Origin of the sequence: Flavobacterium gossypii, assembly GCF_014138495.1 — a bacterium.
Taxonomy (GTDB): Bacteria; Bacteroidota; Bacteroidia; order Flavobacteriales; family Flavobacteriaceae; genus Flavobacterium; species Flavobacterium endophyticum.
Genome location: NZ_JACJIS010000001.1, coordinates 1010231 through 1035353, shown reverse-complemented (window position 1 = coordinate 1035353; position 25123 = coordinate 1010231). Strand labels below are relative to the sequence as shown.

At 38.2% G+C, this 25123-nt stretch carries 17 protein-coding genes; 4 read left to right on the top strand and 13 right to left on the bottom strand.

Annotation, left to right across the window (positions count from 1 at the left end):
- The first annotated feature begins 103 nt into the window (after positions 1-103).
- Complete coding sequence (locus GGR22_RS04920; RefSeq protein ID WP_182492791.1) at positions 104-1738, top strand: hypothetical protein; 1635 nt, start codon at positions 104-106, stop codon at positions 1736-1738.
- Positions 1739-1794: 56 nt separating this feature from the next.
- Here the strand turns inward: GGR22_RS04920 and GGR22_RS04915 are convergent, their stop codons facing one another.
- The 4 genes from GGR22_RS04915 to GGR22_RS04900 all read right to left on the bottom strand — a co-directional run bounded on the left by GGR22_RS04915 (position 1795) and on the right by GGR22_RS04900 (position 5718).
- Positions 1795-2139 (bottom strand): DUF6370 family protein, encoded by a 345-nt coding sequence (locus tag GGR22_RS04915; protein ID WP_182492790.1) that lies wholly within the window; start codon positions 2137-2139, stop codon positions 1795-1797.
- Positions 2140-2146: 7 nt separating this feature from the next.
- The gene (purT, locus tag GGR22_RS04910; protein ID WP_182492789.1) at positions 2147-3307 is read right to left on the bottom strand and encodes a formate-dependent phosphoribosylglycinamide formyltransferase; all 1161 of its coding nucleotides are present in this window, start codon (positions 3305-3307) and stop codon (positions 2147-2149) included.
- Between the two features lie 97 nt (positions 3308-3404).
- Positions 3405-4589 carry a pyridoxal phosphate-dependent aminotransferase gene (locus tag GGR22_RS04905; protein WP_182492788.1) on the bottom strand — a complete coding sequence of 395 codons (1185 nt, stop codon included), beginning with the start codon at positions 4587-4589 and terminating at the stop codon, positions 3405-3407.
- 34 nt (positions 4590-4623) lie between these two features.
- Positions 4624-5718, bottom strand: a complete 1095-nt coding sequence (locus tag GGR22_RS04900; protein WP_121375231.1) for a fatty acid desaturase family protein — start codon at positions 5716-5718, stop codon at positions 4624-4626.
- 118 nt (positions 5719-5836) lie between these two features.
- Between GGR22_RS04900 and rsmG the strand changes: the two genes are divergently transcribed.
- On the top strand, positions 5837-6466 hold the full coding sequence (gene rsmG / locus GGR22_RS04895) for a 16S rRNA (guanine(527)-N(7))-methyltransferase RsmG (RefSeq protein WP_182492787.1): 630 nt from the start codon (positions 5837-5839) through the stop codon (positions 6464-6466).
- 107 nt (positions 6467-6573) lie between these two features.
- On the opposite strand, the gene pruA is transcribed toward rsmG, so the two are convergent.
- The 3 genes from pruA to GGR22_RS04880 all read right to left on the bottom strand — a co-directional run bounded on the left by pruA (position 6574) and on the right by GGR22_RS04880 (position 10107).
- The gene (gene pruA / locus GGR22_RS04890) at positions 6574-8202 is read right to left on the bottom strand and encodes an L-glutamate gamma-semialdehyde dehydrogenase (RefSeq protein WP_182492786.1); all 1629 of its coding nucleotides are present in this window, start codon (positions 8200-8202) and stop codon (positions 6574-6576) included.
- Between the two features lie 166 nt (positions 8203-8368).
- The gene (gene apaG / locus GGR22_RS04885) at positions 8369-8755 is read right to left on the bottom strand and encodes a Co2+/Mg2+ efflux protein ApaG (protein ID WP_121375229.1); all 387 of its coding nucleotides are present in this window, start codon (positions 8753-8755) and stop codon (positions 8369-8371) included.
- 101 nt (positions 8756-8856) lie between these two features.
- Positions 8857-10107, bottom strand: a complete 1251-nt coding sequence (locus GGR22_RS04880) for a type IX secretion system plug protein (protein WP_182492785.1) — start codon at positions 10105-10107, stop codon at positions 8857-8859.
- 210 nt (positions 10108-10317) lie between these two features.
- On the opposite strand from GGR22_RS04880, the gene GGR22_RS04875 reads away from it, so the two are divergent.
- Entirely contained in the window at positions 10318-13128 is a 2811-nt protein-coding gene (locus GGR22_RS04875; protein WP_182492784.1) for a M16 family metallopeptidase, read from the top strand.
- 63 nt (positions 13129-13191) lie between these two features.
- Here GGR22_RS04875 and GGR22_RS04870 read toward each other — a convergent pair whose 3' ends face one another.
- The 5 genes from GGR22_RS04870 to GGR22_RS04850 all read right to left on the bottom strand — a co-directional run bounded on the left by GGR22_RS04870 (position 13192) and on the right by GGR22_RS04850 (position 22488).
- Positions 13192-13956, bottom strand: coding sequence for a class I SAM-dependent methyltransferase (locus GGR22_RS04870; RefSeq protein ID WP_182492783.1), 765 nt, complete (start codon positions 13954-13956; stop codon positions 13192-13194).
- On the bottom strand, positions 13956-14777 hold the full coding sequence (gene map / locus GGR22_RS04865) for a type I methionyl aminopeptidase (protein WP_121375226.1): 822 nt from the start codon (positions 14775-14777) through the stop codon (positions 13956-13958). The genes GGR22_RS04870 and map overlap by 1 nt, the downstream gene beginning before the upstream one ends.
- Positions 14778-14870: 93 nt before the next feature.
- Positions 14871-18434: a T9SS type B sorting domain-containing protein gene (locus GGR22_RS04860; protein WP_182492782.1), complete on the bottom strand. Its 3564-nt coding sequence runs from the start codon at positions 18432-18434 to the stop codon at positions 14871-14873.
- A 208-nt stretch (positions 18435-18642) separates the two neighbouring features.
- Positions 18643-20160: a 2,3-bisphosphoglycerate-independent phosphoglycerate mutase gene (gene gpmI, locus GGR22_RS04855; RefSeq protein WP_182492781.1), complete on the bottom strand. Its 1518-nt coding sequence runs from the start codon at positions 20158-20160 to the stop codon at positions 18643-18645.
- Positions 20161-22488 (bottom strand): DUF5916 domain-containing protein, encoded by a 2328-nt coding sequence (locus GGR22_RS04850; protein WP_317169773.1) that lies wholly within the window; start codon positions 22486-22488, stop codon positions 20161-20163.
- 295 nt (positions 22489-22783) lie between these two features.
- Between GGR22_RS04850 and GGR22_RS04845 the strand changes: the two genes are divergently transcribed.
- The gene (locus tag GGR22_RS04845; RefSeq protein WP_121375222.1) at positions 22784-23494 is read left to right on the top strand and encodes a murein L,D-transpeptidase catalytic domain family protein; all 711 of its coding nucleotides are present in this window, start codon (positions 22784-22786) and stop codon (positions 23492-23494) included.
- On the opposite strand, the gene GGR22_RS04840 is transcribed toward GGR22_RS04845, so the two are convergent.
- Positions 23483-25066: a L,D-transpeptidase family protein gene (locus GGR22_RS04840; protein ID WP_182492779.1), complete on the bottom strand. Its 1584-nt coding sequence runs from the start codon at positions 25064-25066 to the stop codon at positions 23483-23485. The two genes, GGR22_RS04845 and GGR22_RS04840, sit on opposite strands and share 12 nt — an antisense overlap.
- Positions 25067-25123: the final 57 nt, after the last annotated feature.

Genomic DNA, 25123 nt, shown 5'->3' with positions numbered 1-25123 from the left:
GATAAAAAATTATCCATAATTTTCTAAAAGAAATCTGCTGTTCAAAAATTGTAACATTTTTCTCATTCACAGACTTATTATAAAACCAAAATAGAAAACAACCATGAAAAAAATTATCCTGATTTTAGCCTTGCTTTTAATTGGATTCTTATTGTTTTATAACGTCTTGCCCGTAATCAATTATGGCTTTGTGGGCTTGCCGCTTTTACTGTTATTACTGTTACTTATTGCAATTGTTCTTTTTTCTAAAATTGAAGTGACATCAACGACAAGAAAATTGAATATGTTTTCCAAAACGAACAAAATTTTGTTCTTTTTGTCTTTTGGACTCCTAGTTTATCTTGTGGTGGTGCCGTTAGCGACATCGTTGCCGATGTTCAGAAGCAGTGCTTATCAAAAATTAATCGGGAAAGTTGAAAATGGAGAAGACCTTAAAAATCACATCGCGCCGATTTCTCTCGATAAAATTAGAGTGGTAGATGAAGAACTTGCCATGCTTTTAGGCGAAAAGATAATCGGTTCGCAGCCGTCTTTAGGGAGCCAAGCAGAAATAGGGGAGTTTACGATTCAAAAAGTAAATGATGAATTGTATTGGGTTGCCCCATTGCTGCATACAGGTTTCTTTAAATGGTATAATAATTCTGAAGGTACTCCTGGCTATGTTATGGTTTCTGCTACAAACGAAAGAGATGTCAAGCTGATCCAAGATATAAATGGGAAACGCCTTTCTATAAAATACCAGCCAGCGGCCTATTTTGGGTCTAGGATTGATAGACATGTTTATTTTAATGGCTATGCAACCGTCGGATTAGAAGATTTTAATTTCGAGATTGACGATAAAGGAAATCCGTATTGGATTGTTACCAAATACAAAAAAAGAATAGGCTTTGCCGGAAATGACGCGACAGGTGTTCTGACAGTTGACGCACAGACCGGAGAAATTAAAGAATACGATATCAATAATACGCCGCTTTGGGTAGACAGGATTCAGCCGATAAGTTTTATCGAAGAACAGCTAAACGATTGGGGCGAATATGTTCATGGATTTTGGAATTTTTCGAATGAAAATAAACTCCAAACCACCGAAGGATTGACCCTTGTGTATGGCGAAAATCATAAATCCTATTGGTACACAGGATTGTCTTCTGTTGGTAAAGAAGAATCGACTGTAGGATTTGTTTTGGTAGATACAAGAACCAAAGAAACTACTTATTACAAGCAAAGTGGTGCCACTGAATATGCGGCCCAAAGTTCTGCCGAAGGAAAAGTCCAAGAAAAAGGATACCATGCTTCGTTGCCTATTCCGTATGTGATTAACAACATACCGACTTATGTAATGACTTTGAAAGACGATGGCGGTCTGGTAAAAATGTTTGCCATGGTTTCCATAAACGATTACACGATTGTTGGCGTTGGAAATACAATGAGGGAAACGCTTATGGCTTATAAAAATGTGTATAACATGGCCGATAATGGTATCAATCCGGAAAGTGTAACTAGCAAGAAAAGCTTAAAAACTATAGTGACAAGAATTGAAAATGATGTCAAAAACGGCAACAGTTTTTACTATTTTACCGTAAAAGATTATCCGAATATTTTTGTAGGATCATCACAGTTGTCAAATGAATTACCTGTAACAGCCATTGGAGATTCCATCAGTATTTCTTTCGATGTAGATTTGGAAGAAGTAATAGATGTTTCGAGTTTCGACAACAAGAACATCGGAAATAAAAAATAAGATGCAACTAAAAAGCGCTTGAATTTCAAGCGCTTTTTTTATGTAATAATTTAGGACTATTTCCCTTTAGGTTTTTCAGGAAGTAATTTGAAAGAAGTAGCTACAAAACGATTGTTTTTAACTTCACCTACAACTTCTGCTTTTCTGATTTTGGAGCAAAATCCATCGCCAGCATGAGAATCGCCATGGTCGTCAATTCCAGTGCCGTCTACAAAATAAGGCTTTCCATCAATTCGTACCGCCAAATCACAGCCGTGTCCTTTCATTCCGAATTGGCATTGGCCGCATGAGGCTTCAACTATTTGTGGTTTTGGTCCTGTTTTTTTCTGTTTTGATTTTGAGTCTTGCGCATTCGCTGAGAAAGCCAAAAACAAGAAGGCAATTGCAATTATGTTTTTCATATCTCGATTATTTTATGGTTACTAATCTGGCAGCATTTTGTGCTCTTTCAACTATTTCTTCAATAGGAGTTTCTAAAGTGTCGTTGGTCAGTGCGACAGCCATTCTTCGATACGGTCTTGTTGTCGGCTTGCCAAAGATTCTGAAATCTGTTTTAGCAAGGCCAGCAATTTTTTCCAAACCTTCATAATTCGGATTAGAACCTTCTTTTGAAGCCAGAATTACGGCACTAGCACCTGCTTTTTCGAGTTTTATTTCAAAAATAGGCAAGCTTAAGATGGCACGCAGATGCAATTCGAATTCGTTGAAATTTTGCGTTCCAGCCAAAGTTACCATTCCAGTATCGTGTGGTCTTGGAGATAGTTCCGAGAAATAGATGCCGTCATCAGCCAAGAAAAATTCCACACCAAAAAGTCCGGCGCCGCCTAAAGCTTCGGTTACTTTTTCAGCCATGTCTTGCGCTTCAAATAAATCTTTGTCCGAAATTCGTGCCGGTTGCCAACTTTCTTGGTAATCGCCGCGTTCTTGTCTATGTCCGATTGGAGCGCAAAAAAGCGTCGGATTGTTATTTTGGGTAATCGTTAATAAGGTAATTTCAGAATTGAATTTTACAAAAGCTTCCACGATGACTTCCACGACATCGCCACGTGAGCCTTCTACAGCGTAATTCCACGCTTTTTCAATATCATCCGGAGTCTTGATTGTGGATTGCCCTTTACCCGAAGACGACATTAATGGTTTTACAACACAAGGAATTCCGACTTCTTTTACTGCTTTCTGTAATTCTTCGGCTGAGGTAGCATATCTGTAATTGGCTGTTTTTAATCCTAGTTCTTTTGCTGCCAAGTCGCGTATTGCTTTTCGGTTCATTGTAAAATTTGCCGCTTTCGCAGAAGGAACCACGGTAATACCTTGCTTTTCGTACTTGTAAAAACGTTCGGTACGGATGGCTTCAATTTCAGGAACAATAAAGTCGGGTTGGTGCTTTGCGACGATTTTGTCTAAGGCATCACCATCTAGCATGTTGATGACTTCAAAACTATGAGCAACCTGCATGGCAGGAGCATTTTCATAACTATCGACAGCAATTATGGTCTGTCCGATGCGTTGTGCGGCGATTGTAAATTCTTTTCCTAATTCTCCGGAACCGAGTAATAGTATTTTTGACATTCGTATCTTTTTATATGACCCTGTCAGAGTTTAAAACTCTGACAGGGTTGGAGTTGTAGATTAAAAAAGCCCCAAGTTTCCTTGAGGCGTATTTGTTTTAAGCTAAAGCTTCTTTGATTCTTCGTAAGGCTTCTGTCAGCAATTCTTCGCTTGTTGCGTAAGAGAAGCGAATACAGTTCGGATTTCCGAAAGCATCTCCTGTTACAGTAGCAACATTTGCTTCTGCCAAAAGATACATAGAAAAGTCATCTGCATTTTTGATTTCAGTTCCTCTTAATGTTTTTCCGAAATAGGAAGAAACATCAGGGAAAACATAAAAAGCACCTTCTGGAACATTGAGTTTCAATCCAGGAATGTCTTTAATCAATCCAACAACTAAATCTCTACGGCCTTTGAAAGCAGCCACCATATCGTTTAATACGCTTGGGTCGGCATCAACAGCAGTAATCGTAGCTCTTTGCGCGATTGAATTCGCACCGCTGGTTACTTGTCCTTGCATTTTTGTACAGGCTTTTGCGATGAATTCTGGAGCGCCGATGTAACCGATCCTCCACCCAGTCATAGCGAAAGCTTTAGCAACACCGTTTACCGTTATAGTTCTGTCAAACATTCCTGGGATAGAAGCAACGCTGCAGAATGTTCCTGAAAAGTTGATATGCTCGTAAATTTCGTCAGCGACTACAAAAATATTTGCATATTTTTCTAATACTTTCGCCAATGCTGTCAATTCTTCACGGCTGTAAACAGAACCGCTCGGATTGCAAGGAGAGCTGTACCAGATCATTTTTGTTTTTGGCGTAATGGCTTTTTCTAACTGTTCTGGCGTAATCTTGAAGTCGCTTTCTACTGAAGTCGGTACTTCAACCGGAATACCGCCTGACATTTTTATGATTTCGTAATAACTTACCCAATATGGAGCAGGAAGGATTACTTCATCGCCCTCATTAAGCATTACTTGTGCGACATTGTATAAAGATTGCTTGGCACCAGTGGAAACAACAATGTTTGCTGGCGTATAGTCAAGATTATTGTCTCTTTTGAATTTTCTGCAGATGGCTTCTTTTAGCTCTACATAACCGTCTACAGGTGAATAAGTACTGTAGTTTTCGTCGATTGCTTTTTTTGCGGCTTCTTTGATAAAATCCGGCGTGTTGAAATCCGGTTCTCCTAAGCTTAAGCTGATAATGTCTTTTCCTTGTGCTTTTAATTCTCTTGCCAATGCCGCCATTGCCAAGGTTTGTGAAGTTGATAATTTGTTAATTCTATCCGATAAATGATTCATGGAAAAACTTGTTGTTTGTGTGTATTGTAGTTAATTATGCGATGGCAGGATTTTGCCCTAGTTCTTTCAGATGCTTGAAATGAGCTACAACCGCGCTACGCATTGTCTTAAATTCATGATAAGGAAGATTGCACTCTTTTGCTGTCTGTTTTACAATTTCAGCAATTTTTCCATAATGGACATGGCTGATGTGAGGGAAAATATGATGCTCGATCTGATGATTCAATCCTCCAGTAAACCAGTTGACAATCTTATTTTTTGGAGCGAAATTCGCTGTAGTATACAATTGGTGAATGGCCCAAGTATTTTCGATTTCTCCTTCTTCATTCGGAACAGGGTTTGTCGTTTCATCAACAACGTGCGCCAATTGGAAAACGATGCTCAAGATCAAACCTGCTGTGTAGTGCATTACTAAAAATCCTAGTACTACTTTCCACCATGTAATTCCTAAAATCATAGGAAGTACCAGCCAGATCGAAACGTAGATGATTTTCGTAATAACTAAAACGGTCCATAATTTCGCCGGGCTTTGCGGTTCTCCGTAAGACAGTTTTCTTTTTAGGTAGCTTTTCATCTGTTTGAAATCGGTTGTGATTGCCCAGTTGAAAGTCAATAATCCGTAAAGAAAAACAGAGTAATAGTGTTGGAATTTATGGAATTTGTGCCATTTTGCTTCTTGTGTAAATCGGATAATTCGTCCAGCATCTAAATCTTCATCATGTCCGTGAATGTTAGTGTAGGTGTGGTGAAGTACATTATGCTGTACTTGCCAGTTGTAAACATTTCCTGCCAAGATATAAATACTGCCTCCCATGAACTTATTCAGCCATGATTTGTTGGAGTAAGAGCCATGATTTCCGTCATGCATTACATTCATTCCGACGCCTGCCATTCCAATGCCGATTACGATAGACAAAAGTAACATTACCCAAAACGGCATGTCTAAAGTCAGGATCAAGAAATAAGGCGTCAGGAAAATCGTAAACATTACGACTGCTTTTAAGTGCAATTTCCAGTTCCCGGTCTTCTTGATATTATTTTCTTTGAAATAATTATTGACACGCGTATTTAGAGTCCTGAAGAATTTCAGGCTGTCTTGTTTGGAAAATGTTGGAATTGTGGTATTCATATATAATTTATAATTAATCAAAATAAGTTTTCAAAGGTAAATATTCTTAATAATGTAAACGGATAAAAACCTAAAAAATTTCAATTTGAAAATGATTACTTTTGTGAAAATTTTTAAAATGGAAGAAATTCTAAAATATTTCCCTAATCTGTCTGATATTCAGAAGCAACAGTTTCAGAAATTAGAGGAATTATATCATGATTGGAACGCTAAAATCAACGTGATTTCTCGCAAGGATATCGACGAATTATATACGAAACACGTGCTTCATTCACTGGCAATTGCAAAAATTCAAGAATTTGATCCTGGAACGTATGTCTTGGATGTAGGGACTGGCGGTGGCTTTCCTGGAATTCCGCTCGCTATTTTGCTTCCTGAAACTCGATTTTATCTTATTGATGTTATTGCGAAAAAAATAAAAGTGGTTCAGGCTGTTGCCGAGGCTTTAGAGCTGAAAAATGTAAAAGCCGAACAGATTCGTGCCGAAAATGTCAAAGGCGATTTTGATTTCATCGTAAGCCGCGCCGTGACTAATATGCCTGATTTCGTGGCTTGGGTAAAATCAAAAATCAAAAAACAGCAAAAGCACGAACTCAAAAACGGAATATTATATCTTAAGGGTGGCGACCTGACCGAAGAGTTGAAAGATTTTCCAAAAGCCAAAGAATACAATATTGCCGATTTTTTCGATAATGAATTTTTCGAAACTAAAAAGGTGGTTCATCTACCATTGAAGTTTAAAGTGTAAAAGTCGAAAGTCATAAAGTAAAAAGCCGAATCTATATTTAGACTCGGCTTTTTTTATTTACAATCAAAAGTCTTTACAGCTTTCGACCTTCAAACTTTATGACTTATTTATTCCCCAAGAAAAGGATATCTATAATCCGTTGCAGGAATAAAAGTTTCTTTGATGGTTCTTGGAGAAACCCAACGAAGCAAATTCAGGATAGAGCCCGCTTTGTCGTTTGTTCCCGAAGCTCTTGCGCCACCAAATGGCTGTTGGCCAACTACAGCTCCAGTCGGCTTGTCGTTGATGTAGAAGTTTCCGGCAGCATTAACCAAAGTTTTTGCAGCAAAGTCAATAGCGTAGCGGTCTTGAGAGAAGATAGCTCCAGTCAAAGCATAGATTGAAGTCTCGTCAACTAATTTTAACGACTCTTCCCATTTGGCATCTTCGTAAACATATATTGTCAATACAGGACCAAATAATTCGGTCGACATCGTGTCGTATTTCGGATTTGTAGTAACGATAATCGTAGGCTCGATAAACCATCCTTTTGATTTGTCATAACCACCGCCAACAATAACTTCTGCTTCTGAAGAGGCTTTTGCATCGTCAATTGCTTTCGCTAATTTATCAAATGATGCTTCTGTAATTACGGCAGAAACAAAGTTTGTTGTGTCTTCTGGTGAACCCATTTTAAACGATTTGATGTCGGCTACAACGCGTTCTTTTACAGCACTCCAGATAGAAGCAGGAATATAGGCTCTTGAAGCCGCAGAACATTTTTGTCCTTGGTATTCAAAAGCGCCACGAGACAGGGCAGTAGCTACTTCAATCGGATTGGATGACGGATGTGCCCAAACGAAATCTTTTCCTCCAGTTTCTCCGACGATTCTTGGGTACGTTTTGTACTTGCTGATGTTTTGTCCGATTTTTGCCCACATACTATTGAAAACTCCAGTTGAACCTGTAAAGTGGATTCCGGCGAAATCTGGGCTTTCCAAAAGCGTATCTGTAATCATGGCAGAATCTCCATTGACCATATTGATAACGCCTTTTGGCAATCCCGCTTTTTGGAAAACTTCCATAATTACATTCGCAGAGTAGACTTGAGTTGCAGAAGGTTTCCAAACCACAACATTACCCATCAAGGCAACGCAAGAGGGCAGGTTTCCTGAAATTGCAGTAAAGTTAAACGGAGTAACCGCATACACAAAACCTTCTAACGGACGGTGCTCTAAGCGGTTCCAGATTCCTTCAGAAGAAACAGGCTGTTGTGCATAGATTTCCGTCATGAACTGTACGTTGAAACGCAAGAAATCGATAAATTCGCAAGCCGAATCAATTTCTGCTTGGTGAACCGTTTTTCCTTGAGCAATCATAGTTGCAGCATTGATCTTAGCGCGATAAGGTCCAGCTAATAATTCAGCTGCTTTTAAAAATATCGCCGCTCTATGTTCCCATGGCATGGTAGTCCATTTTTCACGAGCTTTCAAAGCAGATGAAATCGCTTTTTCTACCAAAGGCTTGTCCGCTTGATGGTATTGACCTAAATTATGCTGATGGTCAAACGGCGGAAATAATCTTTTTGTATCTCCCGTTTTGATTTCTTCATCACCGATAAATAAAGGGATATCGACAGTTGAATTATATAATTCTTTATACGTTTTTAAAACTTGTTCTCTTTCTGGACTTCCTGGAGCATACGACTTAACAGGTTCGTTAATAGCTCTCGGAACATTGTAAATTCCTTTTGGCATACTGATTTGTTTTTATATTTAATAATATCAAATTTTTGCGTGGCAAAGATACGAAATGAATAGGGATTATAGAAAGAATTACCATTTCAATAACAATAATGTAATTCTTATTGAATGAAACAGCTTATGCCGACTAAGCAAGATGAAAGGGCTAGAATTTTTAAGATTAATTCAACGCAAAAGGAGCGCTTAATCTGAAAGTAGGAACAATCACTCTAAAGTTTCTTGTCGATGTAAAATTGATCATGTTGAAATAGCCTTTCATAGCGCCAAAAGGCGATGAAAGAAGACAGCCAGAGCTATACGTATGGGATTCTCCTGGTTTTAATACAGGCTTTTTGCCGATCACACCTTCGCCATCGACAAATTCTTTGTTATTTAAAGAATCAAAAATTTCCCAGTGGCGGGACATGAGCTGTACAGAATCTTTGCTATGGTTTTCAATCGTGATTTCATAACTAAAGGCAAAGTGAATCTTGTAGTTCTTGAAGTACGTTCCTTCAAAACTAGTCAGGACAGAAATTTTAATGCCTCGAGTTATTTGCGTAACCATAAATTGCTAATAATGTTTCAAAATTACAAATTTATACTATTGGATGGCTGTTTTTGCTATTAAATTTTGCTTAATGGTTTTAAAAACAGTTTTTTAGCATTTTAGTTGATAATGTTTTCAGAATTAGCGATTCCTCTTCCGATTACTTTATCATACCTTTCATTCATGCCTCTGTAATAAACAATTACCTGATAGTTGTTCTCCGTTTGGTAAAAATTTCCGTCAATTGCATTGGCATGATCAATCTTGCCTGTTTTGTCTGCAATGACATACTGGAAGTTCGTAAAGCCTTGCTTGATAACAATTGCTTTTTCATACAATCCTGTTTTTGTATTAAAATCCATACGATTTTCGTCATTCAAAGCATAATTGTTAAACATGCCATTGATGTATATATTATTCTTGCCGAAATAATTAGGTGCATCTAACGTGAAAAATACCCACGCGTAATCAGCTTCTACTTCATTGTTTTGTGCGTTCAGATTACGGACCACGAAGTTTCCGTTTACGTCAGGATTGAAAGTATATACTTGGCTCGCTCTTGCTTTGTTGGCGTAGAGGTGCGGCTCATACAAATCTTTTGCTTGTACATAACTGATGTTGTTTACCGGCGATCGGATTTCCTTATTGTCAAAATATAAAAATTCGTTGCCTCCCCAAAACTGGGTCTCTTTATCGTATTTATAAATCAGGTCATTGCCGATTGTGTATTGCGGTTTGATATTGTAGATAGCTTCGTTAAACTGCCCGTTCTGCAAGAGCATGACTTTTACGCTTTGCAACGGATTGACAAAAGTGATGGCATTCGATTTTACTGCGAAATCTAAATTGTGCATATAATTGATATCGCGGACATCCCTGGCTCTTTTTATCTGTAAAGGAACAGAAACCAAATCTTCATATAAAATGAGTTTTCTAGAAAAGACGACATCTTTGTCTTCATTTAAAATTTTGATCATGTAATTGCCGCTCACCCTAAATTGTGTGAATTTATTTGGGAAGGACAATCTGTAGTGAGAGTAAAGTTGCAACGTATTAAAAGAATTTTCATAATCTTGAATTCTTTGGTTGTCGAATCCTTGGATATACTCGCTTTTTACAAGTTGAGAAGGCGTCCAGTTATAGTCACAGTGAACAATCTCATAATAATAGTTGGCCTCGTTGCCGTATAAATCGTCAAATTGAAGCTGAAATCCATCTTGAAGACTGAATATCGGAATTACATTTTGTCCGTTTTGAACAAATGAAACTGTTTTTATATTGAAAGGAGGAGCAATTTCTGTTTGGACTTGTGCTTTACTTACGCTACAGAATAAGCAGGCAAGCAAAACAATAAAATAATTCTTATTCATCTTAAAGTAGATTTTATCGGATTTATAATAACAAATATAATGATAATAAATTGTACGAGAATTATGCCAAACATTGAGGGTGTTAAGGAATAATTAAAATAATTTTAATAAGATAAGAAAAAGGTGCGTATTTTCTGTTAAATGTTTTATAATAAATAGTTTTATTTGTAGTTATAACTTTAGTTTTATAACAACAAAAATAGCAACCAAATGAAACATTACAACAAACTATTTGTGCTTTTGCTGGCATTTCCGATGTCGATTTTTGCACAAGAACTTAAAGGCGACAGTCCCGTTCCTTTTGACTCCACTGTGAAAACAGGAAAATTGGAGAACGGATTGACGTACTACATCAAAAAAAATGCAAAGCCTGAAAACAAAGTAGATTTAAGGCTTGTCATTAATGCCGGTTCTATCCTTGAAAACGACGACCAGCAAGGTCTTGCGCATTTCATGGAACATATGTGCTTTAACGGAACAAAGCGTTTCCCGAAAAATAAATTGGTAGACTATCTGCAGAGTATCGGCGTTAAGTTCGGACAGCATTTAAATGCTTATACCAGTTTTGACGAAACCGTTTATTTCCTTCCGATTCCATCTGACGATCCTGAAAAACTTGAAAAAGGGTTCCAGATTATCGAAGATTGGGCTTTCAATGCTGTTCTTACTCCAGAAGAAATTGACAAAGAACGTGGGGTTGTTTTAGAAGAATATCGTATCGGTTTAGGAGCGGGTAAAAGAATGATGGGACGTTATATGCCGAAAATGATGTACAACTCGCATTACGCGGAACGTCTTCCGATCGGTAAGAAAGAAATCCTTGAAAACTTTAAATACGATAAGCTGGTAAGCTTCTATAAAGATTGGTACCGTCCGAACTTGATGAGCGTTATCGTGGTTGGAGACATCGATGTGGCGGCTATGGAGAAAAAAATTAAGGAGCATTTCGCTTCGTATAAAAATCCTAAAAACGAAAGACCTAGAAAAGTGTATGATGTTCCAAACCACAAAGAAACTTTTGTAGCCGTTGAGAGCGATAAAGAAGCTTCGGCAGCGCAAGTTCAGTTGGTTTATAAAGACTACGATACGCCAAAACCGATTGTAAATGTCAATGATTTTAGAAAATCTTTGGTTGAAGGATTATATTCTACAATGATCAACAACAGATTGAATGAGCTTACCAACTCGCCAACGCCGCCATTTACCTATGGTTATTCCTATCATGGAGGCACGTGGGCTCGAACAAAAGAAGCGTACCAATCATTTGCAATGTCGCAAGAAGACAAGCAATTGGAAGCTTTAAAAGTGTTGGTTACAGAAAACGAAAGAGCAAAAAAATACGGCTTCACGCAAGGCGAGCTAGATAGAGCAAAATCTGAATTTTTAGCGAATACAGAATCTGCGTATAACGACAGAGACAAAACAGATTCTAGAGAATTTGTAGGCGAGTATCAGTCGCATTTCCTAGAAAAAGAGCCAACTCCTGGAATTGAGTGGACATTTAATGCCATGAAAAAAATATTGCCAGGGATTGAACTGAAAGATGTAAATGGTCTGGTTAAAGATTATATCAAAGAAGACAATAGAGTCGTAATCCTTACAGGTCCTGAAAAAGACGGATTGAAAAAACCGACGGAACAAGAAGTGTTAAATACTTTAAAAGTAAACGACGCTGACATTACTCCTTATAAAGATACAGAAATTGCTTCTAGCCTTTTGAGAAAGGAACTAAAACCGGGAAGCATCGTAAAAAAAGAGAAAAACGACAAAATCGGAACGACTACTTTGTTTCTTTCTAACGGAGCAAAAGTGACTTATAAGAAAACCGACTTCAAAAACGATGAAATCTTGATGGAAGCTATCAGCTTTGGAGGTACGAACTTGTATTCGAATGAAGAGCTTAAAAAAGTACAGTTTGCTAATGGAGGCTTGACTCAGGCTGGTTTCTCTGGATTAAAAGAGAATGATATCAACAAATTCATGTCTGGGAAAGTAGCCAGCGTAAATCCATACATCGGTAATACCACAGAAGGTCTTAGAGGAAGCGCTACGCCAAAAGATTTGGAATACCTATTCCAGATGATGGTTGGGTATATCACCGACTTGAATTTTGACAAGGACGCTTTTGAAGGCTACAAGCAAAAACAATCAGGTTTTTTCAAAAACATGGCATCGCAGCCAGGATTCTATTTCCAACAAGAATTGTATGGCTACCTGCTTAAAGAAAATCCTAGATTCTTTGGAATGATTCCTGATGAAAAAGCATGGGAATTTACAGATTACCAAGTAGCGTACAATAAATATAAAGAGCGTTTTGCGAATGCAGCCGATTTCGAATTTTTCTTTGTAGGAAACATCGATGATAAAAAAATAGAAGAATATTCAGCTAAATATTTGGCGGCTTTGCCATCTAGCGACAAGAAAGAAAAAGCAATCGACTTAGGCTACAGAATGCTTAAAGGTGAACATAAGAAAATTGTAAACAAAGGTACTGATCCAAAAAGTACAGTTTCGATTATGTTCTATGGCGATGCACAATACAGCCCAAAAGAAGCCTTGGCAATGCAGGCTCTTGGCGAAGTGTTGACAATCAAACTGATTGAAGAGCTAAGAGAAAACGAAAGCGGTGTTTATGGAATCAGCGCTAGAGGAAGCATGAGCAAAGTGCCAAACGGAGCTTATAACTTTACGATTGGTTTCCCTTGCGGTCCAGACAATGCAGAGAAATTGACAGCTTCGGCTTTGAGAGAGTTGCAGAAAATAATCGACAACGGTCCTCAAGCTGCTGATGTTACGAAATTCAAAGAGGCAGAACTTTTGGATTATAAAAAAGACATCAAAGAAAATAGATATTGGCTGACAAATTTCAACCGTTCTTACACGAATGGGACAAGTCCAGAAGATATCTTGAAAGTGGAGGAGAAAATCAATGCTATCACGGCAAAAGACATCCAAGACGTAGCTAAAAAATACCTTACAAAAGATAAAGTAGTTGGTATCTTGATGCCAGAAAAAAGCTAATTAGAAATAAGCAAAAATGTAAAAAGCCTGATGAATTTCATCAGGCTTTTTTATTAAATTTTGTTATTTATAGCAGACCGGAATGATTTCTCCGTTGGCTAAACAATACTGTTCTACGAGCTCGGAGCCTAATTTTTTAGTATAATCTTCTTCGACAACGGTAAAGCCAATGCTTCTTAGTTTATCGAAATAATCCCTTCCGTACACGCGAACGTGGTCGTATTGTCCGAAAATTTTAGCACGCTCTTTTTGATCAGTAATCGAATTGTCTTCAAAAGTAGTTTCTCTTTTTAGGTCTTGCGGAATTTGAAAAATTCCCATGCCGCCAGGTTTTAATACCCTGTATAATTCCTGCATGGCTTTTGTGTCGTCTGGGATATGTTCCAAAACGTGGTTGCACAAAATGACATCGTATGAATTATCTTCAAAAGGCAAATTACAGATGTCTGCTTTTACATCGGCCAATGGCGACAGCAAATCGGTTGTCATATAATCCAGATTTTTTTGATTTCTGAAGATTTTATAAAATGCCTGTTCTGGAGCAAAATGCAGTACTTTTTTCGGAGCCGTAAAAAAATCAGTTTCGTTTTTTAAATATAGCCAAAGCAGACGATGCCTTTCTAAAGATAAAGTGCTTGGGGAAAGTACATTGTTTCGCTGCGTCCCATAGCCATACGGTAGAAACTTTTTAAAGCTTCGTCCGTCAATCGGATCCGTATATTTTTTTCCTTTCAAAGCAAGGGCAAGGACAGGGCGTATAACATAGCTAAGGCGAATCAATATCGGCCTCGGAATCGTATTTAAGACAAATCTGAAAATTTTTTTCATTAGGAAAGTACCAAAGGCTGACTTCTGAATTCATTTTCTTCATTGCTTTCAATTCCTAATGCTTTGTAGATATAAGAAAAAGTCGAAAGCAGTTCCGGTTTTCCGTTGACCAAAGCCACGTCATGCTCGAAATGGGCACTCGGTTTTCTATCGGCAGTAACAATCGTCCAGCCGTCTTTTAGCTGTTTGATATTTTTTGTGCCCAGATTGATCATCGGCTCGATAGCGACGACCATTCCTTCTACAAATAATTTTCCGCGTCCGCGTTTTCCGTAATTCGGCATTTCTGGATCTTCGTGCATTTTTTTGCCAAGACCGTGTCCTACCAATTCGCGAACTACTCCATAACCATGAGCTTCGGTATATTTTTGGATAGCATTTCCTACGTCTTCAACACGGTTTCCCATCTTGAATTCTCTTATTCCTACATACAGTGATTCTTTGGTAACTTGAAGCAGTTTTTTAGTTTCTGGAGCCACGTCACCAATTTCAAAAGTATAGGCATGGTCGCCATAATATTCATTCTTTAAAACACCGCAATCTACAGAAACAATATCGCCTTCTTCAATTATAGTATTTGTCGGCAAGCCGTGAACAACTTGATCGTTAACGCTAGTCAAGATGGAAGACGGACAGCCATAAAGACCCAAAAAACCTGGAACGGCATCATGGTCGCGAATAAATTCTTCTGCTAATTTGTCCAGATGCAAAGTCGTGATTCCGGGCTTGATTTCTGCGGCAATCATGCCTAATGTCTTTGAAACTAAAAGAGCACTTTCACGCATCAATTCAATTTCTTCTCTAGTTTTTTGGATAATCATAAATTTGAATTTATCAGTTTGCAAAAGTACTATTTTTATGCGAATTAGGCCAAATAAAAAAGCTGCCTCCATAAGAGACAGCTTTTTGTGGTTTTATCTTTTCAAGGTAAAGTGACTCTTGAATTCTTTTTTCACTCCATCCTTTTCGTAAAGTATCTTAAACCAATAATCGTCAGATGGAAGCGGATGTCCATTATACATACCGTCCCAGCCGATGCCATTTACGCGAAGGTCTGTCAAGATTTTACCATAACGGTCAAAAATATAGATGTTAGAAATATCTAGCGAAGTCCTTCCGCCGATGTTCCAGGTATCGTTAAATCCGTCACCGTTTGGTGTAAAGTATTTAGGGTAATCGACGATTACGATTCGTGTGCTGATTTCACCACAGCCAAAACGGTTTCTGACTTTCAGAATATGTATGCCTTCTTTGATATTATGGAATACATTGCTGTCTTGCCAGCCGTTGTCATCGATCATGTATTGAAAATCGGGCGATTGCGGCGTAACAATTGCAGTAACCTTGCTATCCGACTCGAAAGTAATTTGCTCCGCTGGATCTCCTAGGATTGAAAAAGGAATCAATGTGTTCCTCACCGTGAAATTTATTATTCTAGAACAGAGAGCCGTGTTGGTTGTATTCGTGATTTTAACAGAATAATTTCCAGGTACTGATGTAGAAAAAGTGCTTGTTGTTTCAGACGAAATTTCGTTTGATGGATTCGCGTCTGATTCATTATACCATACAAAATCATAGTCGGGTTCTGATAATTGCGTATCAATAAATGCGGGATTGATCACATTGTTCTGAATGTCGATACAGATTCTGTAGGGTTGCGGCTGAAGATTATTTGCAGGCAGCGGCCTTACGAACAATTCTAATTCGAGTATCCTGAAACAAGCGATTCCGCTTTCGCTGTCAATGTTTACGGTGCTGTTCAATCGCACATAAATTTTTTGATAGCCTGCTGTTCTGTTAGTGAAAGCACTAGGCACAGGAATAGTAGTATTGGAGTTGGCCAAGGCTTCCGTCTCATCCGTATAATATCGGAATTGAATCGTATTCAAAGGAGTCGTTCCTGCCATCTGGCTTTGTCTTTGGGTCAAGTCGAAACTATAAAATCCGCTGTCATCACACGCTTGAAGGATGTCAGGATTGACAGTGTTGCCAGGACTTCCCACAACTCTCAATTGCAATGAAGTTGTTGATGAACAGCCGTTGTTTGTTGGGTCAATGACTTTTATGTAGATTGTTTTTGAGGCCGAATTGTAGGCGTTTGTGACAGGTATACGAGTATCAGTTGCTAAGTCGGCTGGTGTTTCATAAAAGAATACCTGATAGTTAGTATTGCCCGAAGTAATCTGTGTAATTCTTCCGTCAAGATTAAAATCGGCTGTTGTTGTACCACACATTGTGATCGGATCAGGAGCAGTTATTACTGGATTTGCAAATACGTTTATATTGAAATCGGCTATGGAGAAACATTGTGTTGCTGTATCAAATAATCTCACAAAGATTGTTTTGGTTCCTACAATTAATGGGAGAGACGTGTTTTTGTTTATAGCGCTGACATTGTCTCGAGCATTATCAAATGTGTTGAAATAGGTAGCGCTTACCGTAGGATTCTGTCCTGTTAATATTTCAATGTCTTTGCTGGACAAAATTATGGTTTCTGTTTGGCAAGCATTGATAGGGGTTATTGCATTTCGAGCAGGAGTGCTATATACTTCAACCGTAAAAGTCCCAATTCCTGCGCAATTGTTATTTGTTTCTACTCTGGTATAGATGGTTGAAATTCCTATTGGTAGTTGCGATGAATTTGTCAGCTCATTTGCTTCGATAGAGGCATCAATTTCATTACTGTAAAAAGCAATATTAACATTGGTTGTAGGGAAGAACGTATTTTTTATGATAGTTCTTTGCGAATCAAAATCAATCAGCCCGTAGTTCGTGTTTAATTCAGGACATACAGGAGCCCTATTGGTATAGGCCGCAACGCTTGTCGGGTTTATGACCAGATTGATAATTGCTACATTCGATGTGCATATTGGCGTTTGAGCAGGATATACTCCTGTAACGTAAATATTTTGGGTAAATGGAAGTGTATTTGTAAATACATTAGGATTGGTTATAGGCTGTGTCAGTCCTGCATCCAAAAAGTAGCTTAAGGTCAATCCAGTAGCTCCGTTCGTGATGCTGTTGTAGGCTTGATTCAGGTTTACGATGGCGATTCCGTCATTATTTGGTGAAATATAATCGCATTGCTGGAGCAGGACAGGAGTCGTGCTTAAGCTTGGCTTCGCATTCATCGTTATGGATACTGAATTCGAAGCGGTCATGCATAATCCTTGTTCTGTAACTTCTAAAACATAGGCAGAAGTCGTATTCGGATTTTGATTTGCAACAGAAACAGTATAGGTTGCCGAAGTAGCACCAGCAATCGGATTGCCGTCTTTGTACCACTGATACGTCATACTTGTAAGATTGGCGTTGTTTGCAATAACCGATGTTATTTGATAAGTAGTATTCTCACAGATGGTCTGATTGTCTGATATCGTAACTTGAGGGGATTCATAAATAGTAATCACATTTGAATCAACAGGAGAACAGCCGTCATTTGAAATTCTCACAAAATAATTTCCTGCCAAAGTAGGAGTAAAAGTAGAGCCGATAGCTCCAGCAATAGAAGCTCCATTTCGGAACCATTCATAGGTATAAGTCTGAACAACCGTATTATTGTCAACCGTTTGCAAAACGGGTGTACTGCTCAAGCATTGCGTATTGGTGTTTTGCAATGTCATGTTTGGAGCAATAAAGAATTTCAGCGCAATTTCGGCATCGCTTACTTCTAGCGTATTGAGGTCTACTGTCGGATCTGTACTGTCGTAAGCTGTTGTCTCGACTTTATAGGTGCCGCTTTCCGAAACGGTTAAGGCATTAGTGCTAGAAAGCGAATTTGCTATGGTCGAAATCAAAATTCCGTCTTTATACCATTTGTAATTAAATCGTAAATCAGCGACATTTCCAGGGAAATCAGTGACATCGATAGTAGCAACAAGGTCTTTAGTCGCAGGCTGGCAATAATTGAACTGCGTGATGTCATTTCCTGCATTGTCTTTTATCTTGACTGAAGAAAGAAAGCTACAGTCGGAACTTCCATCGCCTCCAGTTTGCGTAATGGTTATCTGGCCTGGCGTGTTGGAATAATTGTCTACTAAAAGGATGTATAATTGCCCGGCAACTGCATTTGGTAAGGCTACATTTTCGGTTCCATCTGGCAGCCAGCTACAATCCACTTCTTTCGATAAGTCCAATTGGCTGCAGATATTGTTCAAATTATTGAACGGTCCCCATAAGACAAAATCTACATCAGAAGGAATTCCGAAATTGTCAACTTGAGAAATCTGTAAAAAGATATCACCGCTCGTCTTAATCTTCATGAAAAACCAGGTCGGACCTTGAAAAGGTTCCCCGATACAAGTCGTATTAAAAACCTCGCCACTAATATTATTGGTCGAGTTTTCAAAAGGAATGCTTGTTGCGCAAGATTGGTATTGCTCAAAATTAGCTTGCAGTTCTGCGCAAGAAGAAGCTCCGCCTTGTGAATAGGCAATTTCTGCTAAAACAAGAAAAATGAAGAGTAGTGTTCTGTTCAATGATGTCATATTAAAAAAGAAACAACGTTGTGAAATTTAAATGTTTTCAACGCGAAAATAATCAGTTTATTTTTAATTGATGATAATTTGTAACAATATTCTGCTGTAAATCTGTAATTTAACAATTGATATCAAAGAAAAACAGCAAGAACTTCACTTTTTGGATGAAATTTTGCTGTTTTAGTGTAGATGTCTTATTTGCAATTGATTAGAGCAAGGAATGCTGTGTCATCGCTTCTGGCTTTTTGATGCCCATCAGATCAAGGATGGTTGGGGCAATGTCTCCCAAAACACCATTGCTGATATGTTTTAATTCTTTATCGACTAAAATAATCGGAACCGGATTTGTCGTGTGCGCCGTATTTGGGCTTCCATCAGGATTAATCATCGTTTCGCAATTTCCATGATCAGCTATAACAATGGTCGTGTAATTGTGTTCCAAAGCGGCAGTAATTACTTTTTCGGCACATTTGTCAACGGCTTCACAAGCTTTTATAGCTGCTTCCATAACGCCTGTGTGGCCGACCATATCACCGTTGGCAAAATTTAGGCATACAAAATCTACTTCTTCTTTTTCTAATTCTGGAACCAATGCGTCTGCTAGTTCATAAGCACTCATTTCGGGTTTCAAGTCGTAAGTCGCAACTTTCGGAGAGTTTTTTAAGATTCGGGTTTCACCAACAAAAGGAGCTTCTCTTCCTCCTGAGAAGAAAAATGTCACATGAGGATATTTTTCGGTCTCGGCAATTCGGATCTGTTTTTTATGGTTCTTTTCTAAAACTTCGCCAAGCGTTTCGGTGATGTTGTCTTTATCGTAAATGACATGCATTCCAACAAAACTATCATCATAGTTGGTCATCGTAACATAATACAAGTTCAGCTTGTGCATGTTTTGCTCATGACAGTCAAACTGCGTAAGAACTTCAGTCAACTGTCTTCCACGGTCTGTCCTGAAATTGAAAAATATCACGACATCATCATTTTGGATTGTTGCGACAGGATTATCGTTTTGATCGACCATTACTATAGGTTCGATAAACTCGTCGGTTATATTTTTTTCATAATTGTCATGGAGGCTGCTGACAGCATTTTGAGAATGAGTTCCGATTCCGTTGACCAATAAGTCGTAAGCGCGTTTTACCCTTTCCCAACGCCTGTCACGGTCCATAGCATAATAACGTCCGATTATCGAGGCCAATTTTACTGGCGTGTTTTCGATATGTTTCTCTAAAGCCGAAATGAAGAATATTCCAGATTTTGGATCGACATCTCTTCCATCGGTAAAGGCATGGACAAAAACATTTTCTAGTCCGAAATCTTGCGTAGCATCAATCAGACCTTTTAGATGATTGATGTGGGAGTGAACGCCGCCATCAGAAACTAGGCCTAAAAGATGTATTTTTTTGTTGTTTTGTTTTGCGTATTGGAAAGCTTCAACCAATGTTTTTTCTTGTTCCAGTGTTTTATTTTCAACAGCAAGATTTATTTTTGCCAAATCTTGATAGATAATCCTTCCGGCTCCAAGATTCATGTGTCCAACTTCTGAATTTCCCATTTGGCCTTCTGGCAGACCAACATTCAGTCCGTCAGTTCGTAGCTGAGCGTTTGCATATCGTGGATATAAGCTGTCTATAAAAGGTGTGTTCGCATTGTCAATTGCAGAAACTTTCGGATCTGGAGATTTGCCCCAGCCATCCAAAATCATTAGGATTACTTTCTTGTTCATCTAAAATTTATTTTTAATCGAATTGTAGTCAATAAAATATCTGATGCTGATCGAGAAGATATTGTTCAGGTTGTTGTCAAAAAGATTCTTGAAATTATTTCCTAGCCTTCTGTCGATTTCTGTCCTAAAGTCGGTTGCGTTGTTTCTGTAAAGTACAGAAATCTGGCTTCCGGGAGCAAACCACCACGAATAGGAAAGGTCAAAATTCCAAGTGCTGAAATTCGAATTTTTATTTACTGTAAATGTACTATTTGATGCTAACGTTCCGTCGTTTTGAAGTGTTAAATATTGGTTATTTTCTGCATAAGACCAGTAATGCCTAGCGGCTAGGTTTAAAGTCATTTTCGGATTCATAGCGTATTTCAACCCAAGCTCATTGGTCAGTGTTCTTCGGTCCCGTTCTGCAAAAATAATGTCGTTATTGTCAAAGGCAACCCAGCCTCTGTCGCTATTTTGGTTGTAAATCTCAATCATGTAATTCATCAGCAGTCTGTTGCTGAATCGGTATCGCGGGGCTATTTTTAAGCCGTAAGAAGCACGATTTTTTTCGCTTGTTATCGTGCAATAAGGTGTTATGTCTAGAGCAAATTTTCGGTTGTAATTCGACGAGAAATAAATTGAAGAATAAATGTTCTTCGGGATATTTACATATCGTCCGTCTACTCTCGACTCGTAGAAATCATAGGTTTCTAGCGGATTGATATAGACTGCTAATGCATAATAGTCGTTTTTTCTGCTGGTTGAGTTAAAATCAATGTTTATTTCTCCTTTCTGCAATCGGCCTGTTGTATTTTGAAACTCGGCATAATAATTTGTGTTGATCTTGAAAGTGTTAAAAATAGAATTTGGATTCAAGATTCGGTATCCAATGTTAGTGTAAACACCATGAAAATTGTTTATGAACGTAATTCCCAAGTCATTTGCATCGTATTTTTTTGAAACATACGATCCTCCGGCATTATACCTCCATTTGCCGCCTTTTTTTCCAATTTGTATTGCTGTATTGATGCCTTCTTGATTGTCATTGTCGCCATATTCGTTAATGTAGCTGTATTTGAAATCGCCCGTAAGGTTGAATTTGTTGTTCTTGGTATTTAGGTCGTAAACTATGGCAGAAACATTCGCATCGCGGAATTCTCCATTGCGTGTTACATTGGTGTTGACAAGCGCAACCGACGAATTTTGGTTGAACCGTTGGTCTAAAACCAGGATATTATAATTGGTTAGCGGTTCTACGACTACTTTTGTTGTCTCGTTTGTTTGGGTATTTCTGAAGTTGCCATAGGTTTTTTCGGTAACGGCATTAAGCACTCCAATTCCTAATCCTTTTGAGGTTCTTCCAGAGACTTTTACGGCGTTGATGAGGTTTACAGAAGACGGATTACTGGCAATAATATTTTCGTCGGTTGAAGATAAGTATACCGAAGGGCTTCCGCCGATTCTTCTAGAGTACAATAATTCTCCTTTGTTAAAAAGGTCGGTTCCTTCTGTAAAAAAAGGACGATTTTCATTGAATTGCTGTTCAAAAGGACCAAGATTTAATACTACATTGTCGTACTTGGTCTGGCCGAAGTCGGGAACCAAGATAGCATCCAGCGTAAACGAATCGTTGATGCCGTATTTGATGTCCATTCCGGCTTTGAATTTGTTGTCGGTTCCTTCTTCGCTGTTTTCCACATAAAAAGAAGAATAGGGGATAAAGAAAAGGCGAGTAGGAGGTTTTATATTTTCAATACCTTCCAGCTGTCCGGTTTGCGGAAGTGTCGCCCCGATTTTCATGTCAATCAAGTTCCAAGTATATTTTTGGCGGTCTCTTTTGATTTCTCTGTAAAAGTTAACGCCCCAAGTCTGCTTTTCGGCATTAGAGAAACGCAAGGCGGCATAAGGGATTTTCATTTCAACGACCCAGCCGAATTCTGTTATTGAAACTTCACTGTCCCAAATAGCATCCCAGCTGTAGTCTTCGTTGCCTTCGGTAGCAAGACAGTCCATCTGTACGCCTGAAGCACTTACAAAAAACCGAAAATCTTGCTGGCCGTCATTAAATCCGTTGATAAAGATTCCAAAATAATCTGCTGTCCCAAAATTATCTCTTTGGGTCATTTCTTTCAGGATTTTTTTAGGATCGTCATCATAAAGCAATGCGGCTACATAAATGGCATCATTGTTGTAAAGTATACGGACGTCGGTTTTTTTTTCGGAGCTTATTGGCCTTCCATTGTCAGGCTCGAGCATTAAGAAATCGGTAGCAACAGCGGCACTATTCCAGATGGATTCGTTTAATTTTCCATCAATGGTAATGCTTTCAGAAATTGATTTTGTTTGCAAATTTTTTCTTTGACCGTAAGCATCAAAAGTAAAAATGATTGAGAAAAAGAATAAAATCAATAAAAGCGGCTTGCCCATTAGTGCTTGTTTGGAGTAACAAAAATAGCCATAAAATATAGATACACAATTACTTTACAATATTTTTGAATTTTTTCCGTTAGTATCTCTGTTACATTAATTTTAAGAAACGGTTATTTTTGTTAAATACCTCATTTTAAGAGTAATAAATTTTGTGAGTAAATTTTTTTTAATACTTTTGGCGCTCCCCAAGTCAATTTAACCCATCAGAATTTCAATGATTTATAAGTTTTTACCCGTCTTTATGTTGTTTATTGCTTCATTTTCAACAAATGTGAGCAAGCCTACAGAACCTGAAAAATTAATCGCAGCCACTTCAGAAGCAAGTTTTTCGATGAAAGCCGAAAAAATATACAGCACGCTGCATTCTAATAATCTTCCTTTGCCAAAAATGGAGAGCTTTTCTAAAGCGCTTCAAGGTTTTTACCAGCTGAAAGAAAAAGGACTGATTACAAAAAATATCCTGACAATTGTTGATTTTAGCTTGTCATCTAATGCGAAAAGGCTTTGGATTATTGACATGTCTACAAACACAATCCTTTACAATTCGCTTGTTGCTCACGGAAGAAATACTGGTGAAGAGTTTGCAAAAGAATTTTCAAATGCATCTTCTTCAAACAAAAGCAGTCTTGGATTTTATGCAACAGGAGAAGTATATCAAGGAAAACATGGACTTTCGCTTCGTCTTGACGGACTGGAAAAAGGAATCAACGATAATGCTAGAAATAGAGCGGTCGTGATTCACGGTGCAGATTATGTGGCAGAATCTTTTATAAAAAGTCATGGAAGATTAGGAAGAAGCCAAGGTTGTCCTGCATTGCCAGTCGGAATTACGAAAGAAGTTATCAATGTGATTAAAGATAAGTCTTGTCTTTTTATTTACCATCCTACGGCAAATTACAAAACAGCTACCAAATTAATTTCGTAATTTAGAATACAGTTCGCTGTCTAAAGTATAGATATCTGGCCTGAACTGGAGTATGTTATCATGGCTCCAAGCGGTCCAATAGAGCTGGTAGATGTAGATTTCATTTTTGATTTTAGCACTTTGTGTTTTTTCTCTTTTTAGCGTTTCCGTAATTTTTTCAAGACTCCAGTTGGCTTTGTCATCTAGTAGATACTCGGTCAATTCTAACGGATTTTGAACGCGGACGCATCCAGAACTTAGCGAGCGGTTTGTCTTGTCGAAATATTCCCTATGATTCGTGTCGTGCAGGTAAACCGTGAAATTGTTTGGGAATATTATTTTTACCATTCCTAACGAATTATAAGTTCCAGGACTTTGGACATATCGGTAATTCAAGGCTTTTTCTGGATTCCAGTTGGCAGCGCTTATTTCTTTTCCGTTTTTGTCATAGACTGTAATGTTTTTGCTAGCCAGATAATTTCGGTTTTTGGTCGTTGCAGGAATAATATCTTCTTTGAGAATTGTCGGCGGTACAGTCCATGTTGGGTTAAAAACGGCATAGCTTAGCTTAGAACTTAATATGGGCGTCTTTCTTTTAGAAGTCCCGACAATAATATTGTGTGTTCGCGTCGTATCGTTCTTGAAAACGGTATGAAGCTTATAATCGGGAATATTAGCAATGATATAATGTTCTCCCATTTCTCGCGGAAACCATCTCCAGCGCTCAAGATTTGCGATAATCTGTTCTTTTCTTGTGTTTTTTGTAGTATTCAATGCCATAACGGTACCGCTTCCAATTACTCCGTCTGCGGCTAGTCCATGCCTAAGCTGGAATCGTTTTATAGCCTTTGCTGTTTCCGGATCATAAAGTGAAGTAAGAGAATCGGGGGCTTTTAAATCCCTCCAATACATCAGTCTTTTTTTGATGTCTATCAAAGAAGAGCTGGTGTCATTGACCTTTAATTTTACCGCAATTTCAATTTTTTTTAAGGTATCGGTAGGGAAAGTATTAATGAGAATCAGAGCGTCTTTCAGTTTCTTGTAAACGATATGAGTCGGTTTGGCCTTTTCGATAATGATTTGCAAAGAATCTCCATTAGCTGCAGTCGTCAGCATCTGGTTGATGTCAGCCTTGTTCTGTGCCAGGTCCCAATCGGTGTATAATTCTCGAGGATTTAGTTTTCCTTGTGTTAAATGCCGGAGGTATTTTTGGATAGAAAGCGTCATCAAAACATCATAGCCGGCAATTTCTTTGTTGGTTAATGTAGTGATGTTTTCTCCATAACGATTCAAATCTTTGACATTATACTCTGTAGGGTCTAATCCTTCCTGATCGGCTCTTAAAAGCGCATCAATGATTACCGTCCTGTTTTTTGGAGTGTTCCATACAGTCTGGAAGCCATTGATTTTATAAAACGAAGTAAGCGAATCGTTTTCAAAAGTTGCGACATAAGTAGAATCGACTGCATAACGCTTAACTTCATTTTCGGTTTTCTTTGTGACATCTTTTGAAGGCTCAGCGTATGCAATTTCTTTCTCCTTGCAGGAAACCAGCAGCATGAATAATGTCGTTATGAGAACAAATCGATACATGGCCAAAATAGCTTTAGGGGACTTCTTTGGTGAAATTACTTAAAAAGTTTCAAGTTG

What these genes read in the sequence shown, in the direction of transcription:
- GGR22_RS04920 (WP_182492791.1), top strand. Translation starts at nt 104, where the DNA reads ATGAAAAAAATTATCCTGATTTTAGCCTTGCTTTTAATTGGATTCTTA.
- GGR22_RS04915 (WP_182492790.1), bottom strand. Translation starts at nt 2,139, where the DNA reads ATGAAAAACATAATTGCAATTGCCTTCTTGTTTTTGGCTTTCTCAGCG.
- purT (WP_182492789.1), bottom strand. Translation starts at nt 3,307, where the DNA reads ATGTCAAAAATACTATTACTCGGTTCCGGAGAATTAGGAAAAGAATTT.
- GGR22_RS04905 (WP_182492788.1), bottom strand. Translation starts at nt 4,589, where the DNA reads ATGAATCATTTATCGGATAGAATTAACAAATTATCAACTTCACAAACC.
- GGR22_RS04900 (WP_121375231.1), bottom strand. Translation starts at nt 5,718, where the DNA reads ATGAATACCACAATTCCAACATTTTCCAAACAAGACAGCCTGAAATTC.
- rsmG (WP_182492787.1), top strand. Translation starts at nt 5,837, where the DNA reads ATGGAAGAAATTCTAAAATATTTCCCTAATCTGTCTGATATTCAGAAG.
- pruA (WP_182492786.1), bottom strand. Translation starts at nt 8,202, where the DNA reads ATGCCAAAAGGAATTTACAATGTTCCGAGAGCTATTAACGAACCTGTT.
- apaG (WP_121375229.1), bottom strand. Translation starts at nt 8,755, where the DNA reads ATGGTTACGCAAATAACTCGAGGCATTAAAATTTCTGTCCTGACTAGT.
- GGR22_RS04880 (WP_182492785.1), bottom strand. Translation starts at nt 10,107, where the DNA reads ATGAATAAGAATTATTTTATTGTTTTGCTTGCCTGCTTATTCTGTAGC.
- GGR22_RS04875 (WP_182492784.1), top strand. Translation starts at nt 10,318, where the DNA reads ATGAAACATTACAACAAACTATTTGTGCTTTTGCTGGCATTTCCGATG.
- GGR22_RS04870 (WP_182492783.1), bottom strand. Translation starts at nt 13,956, where the DNA reads ATGAAAAAAATTTTCAGATTTGTCTTAAATACGATTCCGAGGCCGATA.
- map (WP_121375226.1), bottom strand. Translation starts at nt 14,777, where the DNA reads ATGATTATCCAAAAAACTAGAGAAGAAATTGAATTGATGCGTGAAAGT.
- gpmI (WP_182492781.1), bottom strand. Translation starts at nt 20,160, where the DNA reads ATGAACAAGAAAGTAATCCTAATGATTTTGGATGGCTGGGGCAAATCT.
- GGR22_RS04845 (WP_121375222.1), top strand. Translation starts at nt 22,784, where the DNA reads ATGATTTATAAGTTTTTACCCGTCTTTATGTTGTTTATTGCTTCATTT.
- GGR22_RS04840 (WP_182492779.1), bottom strand. Translation starts at nt 25,066, where the DNA reads ATGTATCGATTTGTTCTCATAACGACATTATTCATGCTGCTGGTTTCC.